Here is a 16,313-nt window from a genome sequence, read left to right as displayed (position 1 = left end):
GTCATGGCCTCCGCGGCTCGTAGGGCGCGCGGCCGTTGCCGGTGGCGGGCCGGGTGTCGTACGGGTTGCGCTGCCGGTCGTGCGGCAGCGGAAGGCGGTGCACCAGCTCGGAGACGATCGCGTCGGTGGTGCGCCGGGCGAGCTGCGCGTCGGCCGTCGGGATGATCCGGTGCGCGAGCACCGGCACCGCCAGGGCCTGCAGGTCGTCGGGGAGGACGTAGTCGCGGCCCTCCAGGGCGGCGACCGCCCGGGCGGTGCGCAGCAGTTGCAGGGTCGCCCGGGGGGAGGCGCCGAGCCGCAGGTCGGGGGCCTCGCGGGTGGCGGTGACCAGGTCGATCGCGTACTGCTTGACCGCGTCCGCGACGTGCACCTGCCGGACGGTGGAGATGAGCTGCCGGACGATGTTCGCGTCGGACACCGGGCGCAGCTCGTGCAGCGGGTCGGTGGCACCGTGCCCGTCGAGCATGGCCAGTTCGGCGTTGACGTCCGGGTAACCCATCGCGATCCGGGCGGTGAAGCGGTCGCGCTGCGCCTCGGGGAGGGGGTACGTCCCCTCCATCTCGATCGGGTTCTGGGTGGCGATGACCATGAACGGGGTCTGCAGCTGGTAGGTCACGCCGTCGACGGTGACCTGCCGCTCCTCCATGCACTCCAGCAACGCCGACTGGGTCTTCGGCGAGGCCCGGTTGATCTCGTCACCGACCACCAGGTTGGCGAACACGGCACCGGGGCGGAACTCGAAGTCGTGCGTCTCCTGGTTGTAGACGCTGACCCCGGTGACGTCGCTGGGCAGCAGGTCGGGGGTGAACTGGATCCGCCGCACGGTGCAGTCGATGGACCGCGCGAGGGCCTTGGCCAGCTTGGTCTTGCCGACACCCGGGACGTCTTCGATCAGGAGGTGACCCTCGGCGAGCAGGACGGCCAGGGCGAGCCGCACGGTGGCGGTCTTACCCTCGATGACCTGCTCGATGTTGGCCACGATGGCCTCGCTGGCGGCGCGGAACTCGTCGTGCGGCAGTAGGCCGCCCACCTCGTCCCAGGTCTGTTGTGTCACGGGCCTCCTCCTCGTCGCCGTCACGGCAGCTCTGACTAGAGCACCTGGACCCGCCGTTGAAGTTCGCGACGTCGAGCCTCGTTTGCCGCAGGAATCTCACTGGTCTCTCAGGCTAACCATGTTTGTCGTTATCGCCGACCCCCGCAGGTAGTCCGTCGGTTACGCACCGAATATTCGCCAGCCGGGGGATGCGTGTCTGTTCTGCCGATCGGTACCCGGTGTCCCGTTCGCGTGGACGGACCGGTTGGCGGCACGCCGGCGCGCCGGGCGGCGAGGTACACTGCGGGACATGGCCGGAGTCTTCCTGCTTCTTACCGGGCCGTGCTGATGCGCTGAACGCAGCGACAGCACGGCGGCCCCTCCTGCGCGAGGGGCTTTTTTGTGCCCGTCGCCGGCCCGGCCCGGTGGCGCCGAGACGAAGCGAAGCGAAGCGAGGAGAGACGATGAGTGAGGCAGCCGCACCGGCGGGCGACATCCCCCCGTTCCGGTACACCGCGGCCCTGGCCGACGAGATCGAGATTCGTTGGCAGGACACCTGGGCGCGCGAGGGCACCTTCCACGCACCGAACCCGACCGGCCCGTTGGCCGACCCGACCCACCCGCGCGCCGGCGCGGAGAAGCTGTACGTGCTGGACATGTTCCCGTACCCCTCCGGGGCGGGCCTGCACGTCGGTCACCCGCTGGGCTACATCGGCACCGACTGCTACGCCCGCTACCAGCGGATGGCCGGCCGTAACGTGCTGCACGCGATGGGCTTCGACGCGTTCGGCCTGCCCGCCGAGCAGTACGCGGTGCAGACCGGCACCCACCCGCGCACCACGACGGTGGCGAACATCGAGCGGTACAAGGCGCAGCTGCGCCGGCTGGGCCTGGCGCACGACGAGCGCCGCTCGGTGGCGACCATCGACACCGACTTCTACCGCTGGACCCAGTGGATCTTCCTGCAGATCTTCAATTCCTGGTACGACCGTGACGCTGGCCGGGCCCGCCCGATCGCCGAGCTGATCGCCGAGTTCGAGGGCGGCAACCGACCCACCCCGGACGGCCGGGCCTGGGCCGAACTGAGCGTCGCCGAGCGCCGACAGGTCGTCGACGACCACCGCTTGGCGTACGTCTCCGAGGCCCCGGTGAACTGGTGCCCGGGGCTGGGCACCGTGCTGGCCAACGAGGAGGTCACCGCCGACGGTCGCTCCGACCGGGGCAACTTCCCGGTCTTCAAGCGCAACCTGAAGCAGTGGAAGATGCGGATCACCGCGTACGGCGACCGGCTGCTGGACGACCTGGACACCCTGGACTGGCCCGAGCCGATCAAGCTGATGCAGCGCAACTGGATCGGCCGTTCCACCGGTGCGCACATCGACTTCCCGACGGCGGTGCGCCCGGTGCGGGTGTTCACGACCCGACCGGACACCGTCTTCGGCGCCACCTACATGGTGCTGGCGCCCGAGCACGAGCTGGTCGACGCGCTGGTGCCGGCCGCCTGGCCGGACGGCACGAGGGACGCCTGGACCGGCGGGCACGCCAGCCCCCGGGTGGCCGTCGAGGCGTACCGCAAGACGGCGGCGGCCAAGACCGACGTCGAGCGGCAGGCCGACAGCAAGGAGAAGACCGGCGTCTTCATCGGCGCGTACGCCACCAACCCGGTCACCGGTGGGCAGATCCCGATCTTCGTCGCCGACTACGTGCTGGCCGGTTACGGCACCGGCGCGATCATGGCGGTTCCGGCCCAGGACGAGCGGGACTGGGCGTTCGCCGAGGTCTTCGAGCTGCCCATCGTGCGTACCGTGCAGCCCGCGGAGGGCTTCGACGGCAAGGCGTACACCGGGGACGGTCCGGCGATCAACAGCGCCGCGCCCGAGCGCGGCCTGGACCTGAACGGCCTGGGGGTCGCGGACGCCAAGGCGGCGATCATCGCCTGGCTGGAGGCGAACGGGCACGGCACCGGCGCGGTCACCTACCGGCTGCGCGACTGGCTGTTCTCCCGGCAGCGCTACTGGGGCGAGCCGTTCCCCATCGTCTACGACGAGACCGGCGCGGCCATCGCGCTGCCGGAGGAGATGCTGCCGGTCGAGCTGCCGGAGGTGGACGACTTCTCGCCGAAGACGTTCGCCGCCGACGACGCGAACAGCAACCCGGAGACCCCGTTGTCGCGGCGGCGGGACTGGGTCGAGGTCGAGCTGGATCTGGGTGACGGGCCGAAGCGCTACACCCGCGAGACCAACGTGATGCCGCAGTGGGCCGGCTCCTGCTGGTACGAGATGCGCTACCTGGACCCGACCAACAGCGACCGGTTCGTCGACGCCGAGAACGAGCGCTACTGGATGGGCCCGCGTGGCGACGGCGACTGCGGCGGCACCGACCTGTACGTCGGTGGCGCCGAGCACGCCGTGCTGCACCTGCTGTACGCGCGCTTCTGGCACAAGGTGCTGTTCGACCTGGGCCACGTGTCGTCGTTCGAGCCGTTCCGCAAACTGTTCAACCAGGGCATGATCCAGGCGTACGCGTACACCGACTCGCGCGGCAGCTACGTGCAGGCCGAGGACGTGGTCGAGCGCGACGGCGCGTTCTACCTGGAAGACCTGGTGGTCAACCGCGAGTACGGCAAGATGGGCAAGTCACTGAAGAACGTGGTGACCCCCGACGACATGTGCGCCGCGTACGGCGCGGACACCTTCCGGGTGTACGAGATGTCGATGGGGCCGCTGGAGGTGTCCCGACCCTGGGAGACCCGGGCGGTGGTCGGGTCGTACCGGTTCCTGCAGCGGGTGTGGCGGGCCGTGGTCGACGAGCAGACCGGCGAGCTGCGGATCACCGAGGACCCGGCCGACGAGGCGACCCGTCGGCTGCTGCACACGGTGATCGACGGCGTCCGAGGCGACATGGACGGCATCCGGTTCAACACCGCGATCGCCAAGCTGATCCAGCTGACCAACGGGCTGACCGGCCTGTCGGCCACGCCCCGCGAGGTGGCCGAGCCGCTGGTGCTGATGGTGGCGCCGTTCGCTCCGCACCTGGCCGAGGAGCTGTGGCGCCGGCTGGGCCACGACACCTCGCTGACGTACGTGGACTTCCCGACCGCCGACCCGGCGCTGCTGGTGGCCGACACGGTGACCTATCCGGTGCAGGTCAACGGCAAGGTCCGTGGCCGCATCGAGGTCCCCGCCGACGCCGCCGAGGAGACCGTCCGCGCCGCCGCCCTGGACGCGGTCGCCGCAACCCTGGCCGGCAAGGAACCCCGCAAGGTCATCGTCGTGAAGGGCCGGATGGTCTCGGTAGTGCTCTAACCTCCAGCCCTCGCCCCAGCCCGCCCTGCCCGCGTCTGATCATGGAGTTGTGGTGGACGGTTCCTCCCCTTAGTAGGGGATTGATCCCCAGCACAACTCCATGATCGACCCCAGGGGGTGCGGGGCAGGGGCTCGGACGTCTTGGGCGCGGTCAGACGGGCATGGTGCGGCGGCGGCGTTCGGCGCGCCACCACTGGTGGACCAGCACCACACTGGCGATCAGGCCGAGGCTGGCCGGGGCGGCGGCGTACCAGTTGACCTGGCCGGGGGAGCTGACCGCGGCGCCGATCGCCGCGTAGCCGAACGCTGTCGGCGCGGATGCGATAACGCTGCCGGCCAGGAACGGCAGCACCCGAGCGCCGGTCGTGCCGTAGCCGTAGCTGACCAGCCCGAAGCCGGCGATCGGCAGCAGTCGGACGGTGACCACACCGAGCACGCTCTGTCGGGCGAACCACCCGTCGAGGCGGGCCAGGCGACCACGGACCCGTTCGGCTACGAACTCCCGGCCGAGCAGCCGGCCGACCGTGAACCCGACCGCCGCGGCCACCAACGCTGCCCCCAGGGCGTACGCGGCGCCTTCCAGCGGGCCGAAGATCGCGCCCGCGGCGAGCGTGATGAAGGTCCGGGGGACCAGCGCGACCAGCAGCAGCGCGCCGCCGAGGACCGCCGCCACCGGTGCGAGGTCGCCCAGCCGGTCGGCCAGCAGCGGAAGCTGCTCCGGATCCGGCCGGGGCACCAGGAGCAGCAGTAGCCCGCATCCGCCGATCAGCAGCACGAGCAGGGTGAACCGGGCGGCCGACGGCTGCCGGAGCAGCCGTCGGACGGCATGGATCATGCCCGGGCGGCGGCCACTGCGGAGCGGCGCTCGTTGCGGAGCCGGTCCGACCAGGTGTCGTCGAGCGGCGGGAGTTGGTGCGCCCCGGTGGCCCAGCGCAGCAGCAGGTCGGCGAGGGCCGGGTTGCGGGCGAGCGCCGGGCCGTGCGAGTAGGTGCCCAGCAGCTTGCCGCGCCACGCGCCCTCGGTGGTGCCGTCGTTGCCGACCCCGGCGCTGATCCGGGCCAGCGGGGAGACCTCGGGGCCGAGGTGGGTGCGGCCACCGTGGTTCTCGAAACCGGTCAACGGGGGCAGACCCAGCCGGGGGTCGATCTCACCGGCCAGCTCGCCCACGGCCCGGCTCTGGCCCCGGTCGGACTGCAGGTCGAGCAGCTCCAGGCCACGGCACTGCACGCCCTTGGCGAAGAAGGAGGTGCCGAGCAGTTGGTAGCCGGCGCAGACGCCGAACACCACCGAGCCCTGGGCGACCGCCCGGTGCAGGCCGCCGTCGGCGAGCAGCCGCTGCGCGCCCAGCGCCTGCGGGCCGTCCTCGCCGCCGCCGACCAGGTAGATGTCGGCGGTCGCGGGGAGTTTCTGGTCGGAGCGGACCTCCACCACCTCGACCGGCATCCCCCGTTGGCGGGCCCGGCGGGCGAGGATCAGGGCGTTGCCCCGGTCGCCGTAGGTGGACAGCAGGTCGGGGTAGATCCAGACGATGCGCAGGCTTTCAGATGACACGGTCCAACTCCGCTCGGATGTCCTGGAACGCGGTGTAGTTCGCGATGACCTCCAGCCGCCCGGGCGGGACCGACCGGATGGCGTCGTCGAACGTGCGGACGTGCTGGAAGGGCACGTCGTTGACGTCCAGCCGAACCGCCAGGTCGTATGCCCGGTCGCCGGTGATCAACACCTGCCGGCCGCGGAGCGGGGCGAAGTCGACGTCGAAGAGCCAGGACGTGTCGAGGCCGTCGGGGTCGCGCGCGTTGATGGAGAGCAGGGTCGGCGCGTTGTCGGCCATGTCGAACGCCTCCAGCCAGCTGGCCGGGTTCTTGGCCAGCAGCAGCCGGATGTTGCGCCCGTCCTTGTCGACCTGCGCGTAACGACCGGCGACCGAGGTGACGATGCCGAGGCGGGACACCGCGTCGACCGGACGGACACCGAACTCGGCGGCCACGGCCAGCGCGGTCGCCGCGTTGCCGACATTGACCTTGCCGGGCAGTTGGAGCGAGACCTTGTGCCAGGCGCCGGTGGGGTCGAGCACACCCTCGTCCTCGACGACCCACTGCGGCTCCGGCCGGCGCAGCGCACAGCCGGTGCACCACCACTGGTCGCCGGAGCGCTGGATGGTGGAGCCGCACTCCGGGCAGACCCAGGAGTCGTCGTGCCAGCGCTGGCCGGCACTGAACCAGGTCACGTGCGGCGGGTTGATGCCGCGGGCGGGGTCGCCCGGCGGCGTGGCGGCCCAGACCACCATCGGGTCGTCGGCGTTGGCCACCACCCGGACATCGGTGTGCCGGACCAGGGCCGCGCGCCAGAGCTGCGCCATCATGGCGACCTCCTTGGCGCGGTCCAGCTGGTCGCGGGAGAGGTTGAGCAGCGCCACCACGTGCGGCTCGGTCGCCTCCAGCACCTGGGCGAGGTAGTGCTCGTCGACCTCCAGCACCGCGTACGGGGTGCTGCCGGCCTTGGCCAGTGCCGACGTGTGCCCGCTGGGCATGTTGGCGCCGAAAGAGTTGGTGGCGACCCGGCCGAGCACGCCGACCGCGGCGGAGGTCAACCGGGTGGTGGTGGTCTTGCCGTTGGTGCCGGAGACGAGCGCGATCGCACGCCCGGCCGACAGGTGGGCCAGCAGGTCCGGGTCGATCTTCAGGCCGATCCAGCCACCGATCACCGAACCGTCGCCACGGCCGGCCGCCCGGGAGAGCGCCGCGGCGGTCCGTGACACGGAGCTGGCCACCTTGGCCCGTAGGGGCATTTTCGCGTCCGTCACGCGAGCGAGGTTACCGGACCGCCCGCCCCTCCAGATCGCCGCCGACGGTGAACCGTTCGGCCGTGGCGGCTGGGCGGGTGGCCGGTGGGGCCTCCGCCGGACGGAGTCGATCTATGTCGGAAAGCGGACCACGCCGGAGGGAGGCGGTGGCCCTCCACTCCGCTCCACCCCTTGTGACGTGCGGTTTTGCCGCCGGATCGGGCGCGCCACGCGGGCCAATCTGGTTGCGGGTGGAGGGAAGTGGAGTAGAGTGGGGGCCAATGGTGAGGCCGGGAGGGCTCACCGGCCCGGGGGGTCAGCGGCGCCGCGAACGCCGCTCAGGGGCAAGGGGGGTAGGGCCGTGTTTCTCGGCACCCACACTCCACGCCTGGACGAAAAGGGCCGGTTGATCCTTCCGGCCAAGTTTCGAGATGAGCTGGCGGGGGGTGTTGTGGTGACCAAAGGGCAGGAGCGCTGCCTCTACGTCTTCCCCACCCCTGAGTTCCAGCGAATCGCGGAGCAGTTGCGCGAGCAGCCGATGACACACAAGGCGGCCCGGGCCTACAGCCGGGTCTTCTTCGCCAGCGCGCACGACGAGGTTCCGGACAAGCAGGGTCGGGTGACCATCCCCGCTCACCTCCGGGCGTACGCCGCACTGGACCGCGAGTTGGTGGTGATCGGCGCGAGCACGCGGGTGGAGATCTGGGACAAGGTCGCCTGGGAGACCTACCTCGCCGAGAGCGAAGACGACTTCGCCGACATCGAGGAGGGGGTGCTGCCAGGCGGTCTGTAGGGCGGAACGGCGCCCGACGTACTGCGAGATCTCCAGCCGCTTTCGAGTTCCTGGCATCCCTTCCCCGGTGCCAGGCGCACGATCCAGTCATCGGTGCGAGTCCGGTGTCAGGCGGGAGCGGATGGGGATCTGGCGGTACGACGGCAGCGCCGTCCGACGACAGGCGCACGAGAAGAACGGACGTTTCAACCAGTGGGGGTCACCATGGGGGAGTTGCGCGGCACGCACGTGCCGGTGCTGCTTGAGCGATGTCTCGAGCTGTTGGCCCCCGCGCTGGGTCGAGGCGGCCGGACGGTCCACGTCGACGCGACGCTCGGCCTGGCCGGGCACGCGGAGGCGGTGCTGGAGGCGCACCCGGAGACGGTCCTGATCGGGCTCGACCGGGACACCGAGGCGCTCGCCCACGCGCGGGTCCGACTGGCTCGGTTCGCCGATCGGGTGCACCTGGAGCACGCCGTCTACGACGAGCTGCCGGATGTGCTGGACCGGCTCGGCTATCCGGCCATCGACGGGATCCTGTTCGATCTGGGCGTCTCGTCGTTGCAGTTGGACGCGCCCGACCGCGGGTTCGCGTACGCCCAGGACGCGCCCCTGGACATGCGGATGGACCAGACCCGGGGGGTGACCGCCGAGGAGGTGGTCAACACCTACGCACATCCGGACCTGGCTCGGGTGCTGCGGGTCTACGGCGAGGAGAAGTTCGCCGGCCGGATCGCCTCGGCGATCATCCGGCACCGGGAACGTGCCCGGATCACCTCGTCCGCGTTCCTGGCGGAGCTGGTTCGGGACTCCATTCCGGCACCAGCCCGACGAACGGGTGGGCACCCGGCAAAGAGAACGTTTCAGGCTTTACGGATCGAGGTAAACAGAGAGCTGGCAGCGCTGGAGACAGCGTTGCCATCCGCGCTCGACGCACTGACCGTGGGCGGTCGCATGGTGGTCCTGTCCTACCACTCGTTGGAGGACCGGCTCACCAAGGTGGCGCTCGCGGACCGGGTCCGCAGTAAGGGCCCGGTCGACCTCCCGGTCGAGCTTCCCGGGTCCGGTCCGACGTTCCGGCTGCTCAGCCGGGGCGCCGAACTGCCCGGGGAGGCGGAGGTCGCCGCGAACCCGCGCGCCGCTTCGGTGCGGTTGCGGGCAGCGGAACGACTCGACCCGAACGCGACAGAGCTTGGGCGGACCGACCGCGAACGGTCTCGCCGACGGGTGAAGGGAATGCACCAACCGGGCACGGGGTCCGCCTGATCCGTGGGGGGTCAGGGGCACCGGGACGGCAGAGGGACGGACGTTGAGGGGGAGGGACATGAACATTGACAAGCGCGACCGCCGGGGCGTCACCGGCGGCGAGCAGCGCGCACCGCGGTCGGGGGGCCGGATCGCGGCGGAGCGAGCTCCGCGCCTCGGAAACGGTACGCCACGCATCGATCGAGTGAACCGGCAGGGGGAGACTCGCGCCCGGGGGGCGCGCGAGTTCCCCACCGAGGGCACCGCTGCCCTGCGGCCGGTCGAGAAGGCCGGCGCCGCCACCAGCGCGCGCCCGCCCCGGCTGCGGGTGGCACCACCGCCGCCGGTGTCGGTGCCGCGTGCGCCGTTCGCGGCGCTGATCGTGGTGCTGGTGGTCGGTGGGGTGCTGGGCATCCTGGCGGTCAACACCAAGATCAATGAGAATGCGTTCCGGTTGGAGCGGTTGCAGCAGCAGCAGGCTCGACTGGACCTGGAGAAGCAGCAACTGGACAAGCAGATCGCCGAAGCCGAGGCGCCGGGCAACCTGACCGCCGAGGCGCGGCGGCTGGGCCTGGTGGACGCCGGCGAGCCGGGCTACATCCGGCTGCCGGACGGCAAGACGCTGGAGGTGCCGCAGCCCGCGACCGGCCAGCCGTCGGTGACCAGCCAGGGTGCGGGAGGCTGACCAGTGCCACCGAGATCGGACGAGCCGCGCCGGGACCCGAAGGGGGCCCGGCGCGGTTCTTCGCGTGATGCCAGCCCCGCCGACAGCGAGTCGCGCACCGGCGAGCCCGGCATCGGGGGCATCTCCGGTGCTCGCGCGTACACCCCGAGGGGTCGGACCGTCCGCGACGAGCGCGGCACGCCGGCGCGCAGCGGGGGCGCCGAGCAACGGCGTACGCCGCGCAGCACCCGCTCCGGCGACCCGTTCCGGCCGGCGCTGCAGGTGCTCGACGGTGGCCGGGCCGCCGCCCGTTCCGGCCGGCGCGACGCCCCGGCCGCCGGGCGCGGCGGCGTCGTGCGGACCGTCTCCCCGCGCACCCCGCGTCCTCCGGGTGTCGACGAGCCCGCGCCGCGCCGCCGGACCACGCCGCGCGCGCCGCGCCGCGCCGACCGGCCGGTGGCCCGCCGCCCGTCCCGCAAGCCTCCGCGCCCGCCGAAGCTGGCCGACTCGCGGCTGCGTCTGCGGCTGGGCACCGTGCTCGCCCTGACGCTGTTCGCCAGCATCGGCATCCGGTTGGTCTTCCTCCAGGCGGTCGACGCGCCCGCGTACGCGGGCGGCGGCGTCTCCGACCGGCTCCGCACCGTCGAGTTGCCGGCACCGCGTGGGGCGATCTACGACAGCACCGGCGCGCCGTTGGCCCGCAGCGTCGAGGCGCGGTACGTGTACGCCGATCCGACCGAGGTGAAGGATCCAGCGGGCGTCGCCAAGGCGCTCTCCCCGCTGCTCGGCATTCCGGCGTCGAAGCTCGTCGAGCTGATGAAGCCCCGGAAGTTGGAGGGCGGCAAGCCGTCCACCTTCGCCTACCTGGCCCGGGGGGTGGAGATCGCGACCGCCAAGCGGGTGCAGGCGCTGGATCTGCCCGGCATCGGGGTGCACCGCGACGAGAGTCGTGACGTGCCCGGCGGCGACCTGGCGGCGAACCTGATCGGCTTCACCAGCCAGGACATGGCCGGGCTGGAAGGGCTGGAGGCCCGCTACGACGACGTGCTCGCCGGCCAGGACGGCAAGCGGGTGTACGAGGCCGGTCTCGGTGACCTCGGGGCACCGATCCCGGGCGGCTACAGCCGGACCACGCAGGCCAAACCGGGCAGCTCGCTGGCGCTCACCATCGTCCGTGACCTCCAGTTCCGCACCCAGCAGATCCTCAGCAACGGCATGGCGAAGGCGCCCGGCGGCACCGCTGCGGCCGTGATCATGGAGATTCCCTCGGGCGCGGTGCTGGCCCAGGCCAGCCATCCGACCTACAACGCGGCGAAACCGCTGCCCAGCGACCCGGTCGCACGGGAGGACGCGGCGACCAGCTTCGTCGTCGACCCCGGGTCGATCCACAAGGCGATCACCTTCGGCGCGGCGTTGCAGGAGGGTGTGATCACGCCGGACACCACCCTGCCCATCGCCAACCGCATCAAGATGGGCGACACCTGGTTCTCCGACACCCACCCCGCCAACGGCAAGCGGATGAGCGTGCCGGGGATGCTCGCGTACTCGTCGAACGTCGGCACGATCACGATCGCCGAGAAGCTCGGCCGGGACCGGCTGATCGACTACCAGAAGCGGTTCGGGCTGGGCAAGCCGACCGGCGAGGGGATGCCCGGGGAGGCCAGCGGGCGACTGCTGCCGGCCGACGAGTGGAGCGAATCGTCACGTGGGTCGGTGCCGATCGGGCACAGCGTCGACGCCACGCCGTTGCAGATGGCCGCCGCGTACGCCGCCATCGCCAACAACGGCACGTACGTGCAGCCGCACCTGGTCAAGGAGGTGATCGGCCCGGACGGCAAGCGCACCCCCGCGCCGGCCCCGGTGACCCGGTCGGTGCTCAGCCCGCAGAACGCGGCAGCCCTGCGCACCATGCTGGAGGCGGTCACCACTGTCGACGGCGCCACCGGCGTCACCGCCGCGGTCCCCAGCTACCGGGTCGCCGGCAAGACCGGCACCGGATCGCGGCTGGTCAACGGCAAGATAGAGGCCGACAAGGTGTCTTCCTTCATCGGCATGGCCCCCGCCGAGAACCCCCGTTACGTGATCGCTGTCTTCGTGTACGCGCCCGGCGGTGGTGGCGCGGCGATCGCCAATCCGGCGTTCCGCGACATGATGCAGTTCACTCTGCGTCACTACCGCGTGCCGCCGTCCACCGGCGGTTCCGCACCCAAGTTCACGGTCTATCCGCGCTGAGCAGCGACGGCGGGACATCATCGGTGAGTGCCGACGAACCACCGGGGCGGCTGTGCGGCCGGAACCGGACGACCGGGTAGGGTCTGACGCCGTGCCCGGCAATCCACGTCCACGTACCGTGACCGGAGTCCGGCTCGGTGATCTTGCCGTCCGACTCGCCGTCGACCTTCCGGCGGACGCCGCCGAGGTGGTCGTCACCGGTGCCACCCACGCCAGCGGGGAGGTCCGCCCCGGCGACCTGTACGCGGCGCTGCCCGGTGCCCGCCGACACGGCGCGGAGTTCGTCGCCGGTGCCGCCGAGGCGGGTGCGGTGGCCCTGCTGACCGACCCGGCGGGTGCGCAGCTGGCCGCGGGGAGCAGCCTGCCCGTCCTGGTGGTGCCCGACCCACGTGCCGTGCTCGGCGAGCTGGCCTCGGCCGTGTACGGCGACCCGACCGCCGGCCTCACCGTGATCGGGGTGACCGGCACCGCCGGAAAGACCTCCACCGCCTACCTGGTCGAGTCGGGGCTGCGGGCCGCCGGCCACACCACCGGGCTGATCGGCACGGTGGAGACCCGGCTCGGTGACCTGGTGATCGACAGTGTGCGCACCACCCCGGAGGCGACCGACCTGCACGCCATGCTGGCCACCGCCCGCGAGCGGGGGGTCACCGCGGTCGTCATGGAGGTCTCCAGCCACGCGCTGGCCATGGGCCGGGTGGGCGGTGTCCGCTTCGCCGTCGGCGGCTACACCAACTTCGGCTCTGACCACCTGGACTTCCACGCCGACAGCGACGACTACTTCGCCGCGAAGGCCCAGCTCTTCGACGGGCGGTGCGCGGTCGAGGTGCTCAACCTCGACGACCCGGCCCTCAAGCCGCTGTACAAGCCGGCCACGGTCACCTACTCGGCAGCCGGCGACCAGGGCGCGAGCTGGTGGGCCGACGGCGTGAGCGGCGAGGGGTACGCCCAGCGGTTCACCGCGCACGGCCCGGACGGCGTGGTCCTGTCCGCCGGGGTGGCGTTGCCCGGGCGACACAACGTGGCAAACGCGCTGCTGGCCATCGCCGCGCTGGTCGGCGCCGGGGTGGATCCGAAGACCGCGGCGGCCGGCGTGGCCGCCTGCGGTGGTGTGCCGGGGCGACTGGAGCTGGTCGACGTCGCCGCGCCGGTGCGCGGGGTGGTCGACTACGCGCACAAGTCGGACGCGATCGTGGCCGCGCTGGCCGCGCTGCGTGAGCTGAGCGCCGGTCGGCTGATCTGCGTGATCGGCGCCGGCGGGGACCGGGACCGGGGCAAGCGGCCGGTGATGGGCGCCGCCGCGGCGGAGGGAGCCGACGTGGTGCTGGTGACCGACGACAACCCGCGTACCGAGGACCCGGCGGAGATCCGCGCCGAGGTGCTCGCCGGGGCGTACCGGGCCGCCACGGCCGCTCGGATCGTGGAGGTGGCGGGCCGCCGCGCCGCGATCGACGAGGCGGTACGGCTGGCCGAGCCGGGCGACGTCATCGCGCTGCTCGGCAAGGGCCACGAGCGGGGCCAGGAGGTGGCGGGGGAGGTGTTCCCGTTCGACGACAGCGTCGAGCTGGCCGCCGCGCTGCGGGCCCGCTTCGGGGACCTGGCGGGTCAGCGATGATCGCGCTGAGCCTGGCAGAGGTGGCCGCCGCGGTCGACGGGAGGCTCGTCGCCGCCGACCCGGGCGTCACCGTCACAGGCAGCGTCGAGTTCGACTCGCGCAAGGTGGGACCGGGGTCGCTCTTCGTGGCCTTCCCCGGGGAGAAGGTCGACGGGCACGACTACGCGGCGACGGCGATGCAGGCCGGCGCGGTGGCGGTGCTGGGCAGCCGCGAGGTGCCCGGGGTGCCGATGGTGCTCGTCGACGACGCTCTCACCGCGATGGGCCGGTTGGCCCGCGCCGCGGTGGACCGGCTCCCCGAGCTGACCGTGATCGGTGTGACCGGCTCCTCCGGCAAGACCACCACGAAGGACCTGATCGGTCAGCTCACCGCCCGACTCGGGGCCACGGTGGCGCCGCCCGGCTCGTTCAACAACGAGCTGGGGCACCCGTACACCGCCCTGCGGGCCGGGCCGGACACCCGCTACCTGGTGATGGAGAAGGGCGCGCGCGGGATCGGGCACGTGCGGTACCTGTGCGAGCTGGTGCCGCCCCGGATCTCCGTGGTGCTCAACGTCGGCACGTCGCACATCGGCGAGTTCGGCTCGCAGGACAACATCGCCCTGGCCAAGGGTGAGCTGGTCGAGGCCCTGCCGGCGGACGGGCTGGCCGTGCTGAACGCCGACGACCCGCGGGTGGCCGCGATGGCGAGCCGCACCGGGGCCCGGGTGGTCCGCTACGGCGAGGCGCCGGAAGCCGACGTACGCGCCGAGGACGTGACGCTGGACGAGCGGGGGCACCCGTCGTACACCCTGGTCACCCCGGAGGGGCGCGCGTCGGTGCGGCTCGGGCTGACCGGCCGTCACCAGGTCGGTAACACGCTCGCCGCGGCGGCGGTCGCCCGGGAACTGGGCATGCCGCTCGCCGAGCTGGCTGCGGCGCTCGGTGAGCTGGGGCTGGTCTCGACCCGGCGGATGGACGTGTTCGACCGCCCCGACGGGGTGACCGTCATCGACGACTCGTACAACGCCAACCCGGCCTCGATGGCGGTGGCGGTGCGGGCGCTGGCCAGCATCGGCCAGGGGCGGCGTACCGTCGCGGTGCTCGGATACATGGCCGAGCTGGGCCCGTTCGAGTCCGACGGCCACGCCGAGGTCGGCCGACTCGCGGCCGAGCTGGGTGTCGACCGGCTGCTCGTGGTGGGCGAGCCGGCCGCGCCGATTCACGAAGGCGCGACAGCGGTAGCGAACTGGGGAGGAGAGTCGGTGCTGCTCACCGATCAGGCAGCGGCCGTCGAGGTGCTGCGGAGCGAACTACGACCGGGTGACGTCGTCCTGGTCAAGGGCTCCCGGTACCGGACCTGGGAGGTGGCCGACGCCCTGCGCGCCGACGCCGGCGGGGAGCCCACCCGATGAGGGCCGTCATCGTCGCCATCGGGGTGGCCTTCCTCGTGTCGCTGTTCTGCACCCCGATCGCGATCAAGGTGTTCACCCGGCTCAAGGCCGGTCAGCCGATCCGCACCGACGGCCCGGCCATGCACCAGGGCAAGAAGGGCACGCCCACCATGGGTGGCGTCGTCTTCATCCTGGCTACGGTGATCGCGTACGTGGCCGGGCACCTCGCCCTGACCACCCTGCCGGACCAGCAGATCGCGCAGGTGGAGCCGACCATCACGGCGCTGGTGCTGCTGGGCCTGATGGTCTTCTCCGGCGCGGTGGGTTTCCTCGACGACTTCCTCAAGGTGCGCAAGCGCAACAGCGCCGGGCTGAACAAGCGCGGCAAGTTGCTCGGCCAGATCCTGGTCGGCGCGGTCTTCGGGGTGATCGCCCTGTGGTTCCCGAGCACGATGACCGACGCGACGGGTAAGGCGACCAACACCGAGACGGTGGGCAGCACCACGCTGAGCTTCATCCGGGACATCGACTTCCTGGAGGTCAGCAAGGTCGGCGCGGTGATCATCTTCATCTTCGTGGTGATGGCCGCGACGAACGGCGTCAACCTCACCGACGGCCTGGACGGTCTGGCCACCGGCGCGTCGGTGATGGTGCTCGCCGCGTACGCGCTGATCGCGTTCTGGCAGTACCGGCACTGGTGCGCCGACCCGAGCTACACCCAGCCGTACTGCTACGAGGTCCGCGACCCGTTGGAGATCGCGCTGATAGCCGGGGCGGCGGCGGGGGCCTGTGTGGGCTTCCTCTGGTGGAACACGTCCCCGGCGCGGATCTTCATGGGTGACACCGGGGCGTTGGGGCTGGGCGGCCTGATCGCCGGCATGGCGATGTCCACCCGCACCATCCTGCTGCTGCCGATCATCGGCGGGCTCTTCGTCATCATCACGATGTCCGTGGTGATCCAGATCATCTCCTTCAAGACCACCGGTAAACGCGTGTTCCGGATGTCGCCCCTGCAACACCACTTCGAGTTGGCCGGCTGGAGCGAGGTCAACATCGTGGTGCGCTTCTGGATCATCGCGGGAATCGGCGTGGCGATCGCCCTGGGCCTGTTCTACAGCGAGTTCCTCGCCAACATGACCTGACCGGCCCGCCGCCGGACGCCCGGGTGCCTCGCCCAAGATCCGCGCAACTTCGGCGGAGTTGCTGCCTCGACATGGTCTGAGGCAGCAACTTCCCCGATGTCGCGCGGATCTTGACGGTCCGACACGCCGGGGGTTCCGTTGTGGGCTCGC

The 16,313-nt window shown here is 71.7% G+C and carries 11 protein-coding genes and 1 pseudogene; 8 read left to right on the top strand and 4 right to left on the bottom strand.

Annotation, left to right across the window (positions count from 1 at the left end; translation table 11 throughout):
* Position 1: 1 nt before the first annotated feature.
* A complete protein-coding gene (locus ABGB10_RS03055) occupies positions 2–1,054 on the bottom strand; it encodes a MoxR family ATPase (RefSeq protein WP_088988401.1) in 1,053 nt (350 codons plus the stop codon).
* A 443-nt stretch (positions 1,055–1,497) separates the two neighbouring features.
* On the opposite strand from ABGB10_RS03055, the gene leuS reads away from it, so the two are divergent.
* The gene (gene leuS, locus ABGB10_RS03050) at positions 1,498–4,338 is read left to right on the top strand and encodes a leucine--tRNA ligase (RefSeq protein WP_347659293.1); all 2,841 of its coding nucleotides are present in this window, start codon (positions 1,498–1,500) and stop codon (positions 4,336–4,338) included.
* A gap of 151 nt (positions 4,339–4,489) precedes the next feature.
* Here the strand turns inward: leuS and ABGB10_RS03045 are convergent, their stop codons facing one another.
* Genes ABGB10_RS03045 through ABGB10_RS03035 form a run of 3 tightly spaced genes read right to left on the bottom strand, consistent with a single transcriptional unit; the run spans position 4,490 to position 7,126 of the window.
* Positions 4,490–5,173 carry a VTT domain-containing protein gene (locus ABGB10_RS03045; RefSeq protein ID WP_347659292.1) on the bottom strand — a complete coding sequence of 228 codons (684 nt, stop codon included), beginning with the start codon at positions 5,171–5,173 and terminating at the stop codon, positions 4,490–4,492.
* On the bottom strand, positions 5,170–5,889 hold the full coding sequence (locus ABGB10_RS03040) for a glutamine amidotransferase (protein WP_347659291.1): 720 nt from the start codon (positions 5,887–5,889) through the stop codon (positions 5,170–5,172). The genes ABGB10_RS03045 and ABGB10_RS03040 overlap by 4 nt, the downstream gene beginning before the upstream one ends.
* Positions 5,879–7,126, bottom strand: coding sequence for a MurT ligase domain-containing protein (locus ABGB10_RS03035; RefSeq protein WP_347659683.1), 1,248 nt, complete (start codon positions 7,124–7,126; stop codon positions 5,879–5,881). The genes ABGB10_RS03040 and ABGB10_RS03035 overlap by 11 nt, the downstream gene beginning before the upstream one ends.
* Before the next feature lie 355 nt (positions 7,127–7,481).
* Between ABGB10_RS03035 and mraZ the strand changes: the two genes are divergently transcribed.
* The 7 genes and pseudogenes from mraZ (at position 7,482) to mraY (ending at position 16,163) form a co-directional block, all read left to right on the top strand.
* The gene (mraZ, locus tag ABGB10_RS03030) at positions 7,482–7,913 is read left to right on the top strand and encodes a division/cell wall cluster transcriptional repressor MraZ (RefSeq protein ID WP_347659290.1); all 432 of its coding nucleotides are present in this window, start codon (positions 7,482–7,484) and stop codon (positions 7,911–7,913) included.
* 204 nt (positions 7,914–8,117) lie between these two features.
* Positions 8,118–9,227: pseudogene (gene rsmH, locus ABGB10_RS03025) on the top strand (16S rRNA (cytosine(1402)-N(4))-methyltransferase RsmH).
* Positions 9,217–9,822 (top strand): hypothetical protein, encoded by a 606-nt coding sequence (locus tag ABGB10_RS03020; protein ID WP_347659289.1) that lies wholly within the window; start codon positions 9,217–9,219, stop codon positions 9,820–9,822. The pseudogene rsmH and the gene ABGB10_RS03020 overlap by 11 nt, the downstream one beginning before the upstream one ends.
* Before the next feature lie 3 nt (positions 9,823–9,825).
* Positions 9,826–12,033 (top strand): penicillin-binding transpeptidase domain-containing protein, encoded by a 2,208-nt coding sequence (locus ABGB10_RS03015; protein ID WP_347659288.1) that lies wholly within the window; start codon positions 9,826–9,828, stop codon positions 12,031–12,033.
* A gap of 52 nt (positions 12,034–12,085) precedes the next feature.
* Entirely contained in the window at positions 12,086–13,648 is a 1,563-nt protein-coding gene (locus ABGB10_RS03010; protein ID WP_347659287.1) for a UDP-N-acetylmuramoyl-L-alanyl-D-glutamate--2,6-diaminopimelate ligase, read from the top strand.
* The gene (gene murF / locus ABGB10_RS03005; RefSeq protein WP_347659286.1) at positions 13,645–15,042 is read left to right on the top strand and encodes a UDP-N-acetylmuramoyl-tripeptide--D-alanyl-D-alanine ligase; all 1,398 of its coding nucleotides are present in this window, start codon (positions 13,645–13,647) and stop codon (positions 15,040–15,042) included. Before ABGB10_RS03010 ends, murF begins: the two co-directional genes overlap by 4 nt.
* On the top strand, positions 15,039–16,163 hold the full coding sequence (mraY, locus tag ABGB10_RS03000) for a phospho-N-acetylmuramoyl-pentapeptide-transferase (protein ID WP_347659285.1): 1,125 nt from the start codon (positions 15,039–15,041) through the stop codon (positions 16,161–16,163). Before murF ends, mraY begins: the two co-directional genes overlap by 4 nt.
* Positions 16,164–16,313: the final 150 nt, after the last annotated feature.

This window comes from Micromonospora sp. B9E7 (genome assembly GCF_039871815.1).
Taxonomy (GTDB): Bacteria; Actinomycetota; Actinomycetes; order Mycobacteriales; family Micromonosporaceae; genus Micromonospora.
The sequence above is the reverse complement of the archived record's forward strand: the minus strand, read 5'-3'. Positions and strand labels throughout refer to the sequence as shown.

Coding starts and splice junctions, on each gene's coding strand:
- leuS (WP_347659293.1), top strand. CDS start 1,498: ATGAGTGAGGCAGCCGCACCGGCGGGCGACATCCCCCCGTTCCGGTAC.
- ABGB10_RS03045 (WP_347659292.1), bottom strand. CDS start 5,173: ATGATCCATGCCGTCCGACGGCTGCTCCGGCAGCCGTCGGCCGCCCGG.
- ABGB10_RS03035 (WP_347659683.1), bottom strand. CDS start 7,126: ATGCCCCTACGGGCCAAGGTGGCCAGCTCCGTGTCACGGACCGCCGCG.
- ABGB10_RS03020 (WP_347659289.1), top strand. CDS start 9,217: ATGAACATTGACAAGCGCGACCGCCGGGGCGTCACCGGCGGCGAGCAG.
- murF (WP_347659286.1), top strand. CDS start 13,645: ATGATCGCGCTGAGCCTGGCAGAGGTGGCCGCCGCGGTCGACGGGAGG.
- mraY (WP_347659285.1), top strand. CDS start 15,039: ATGAGGGCCGTCATCGTCGCCATCGGGGTGGCCTTCCTCGTGTCGCTG.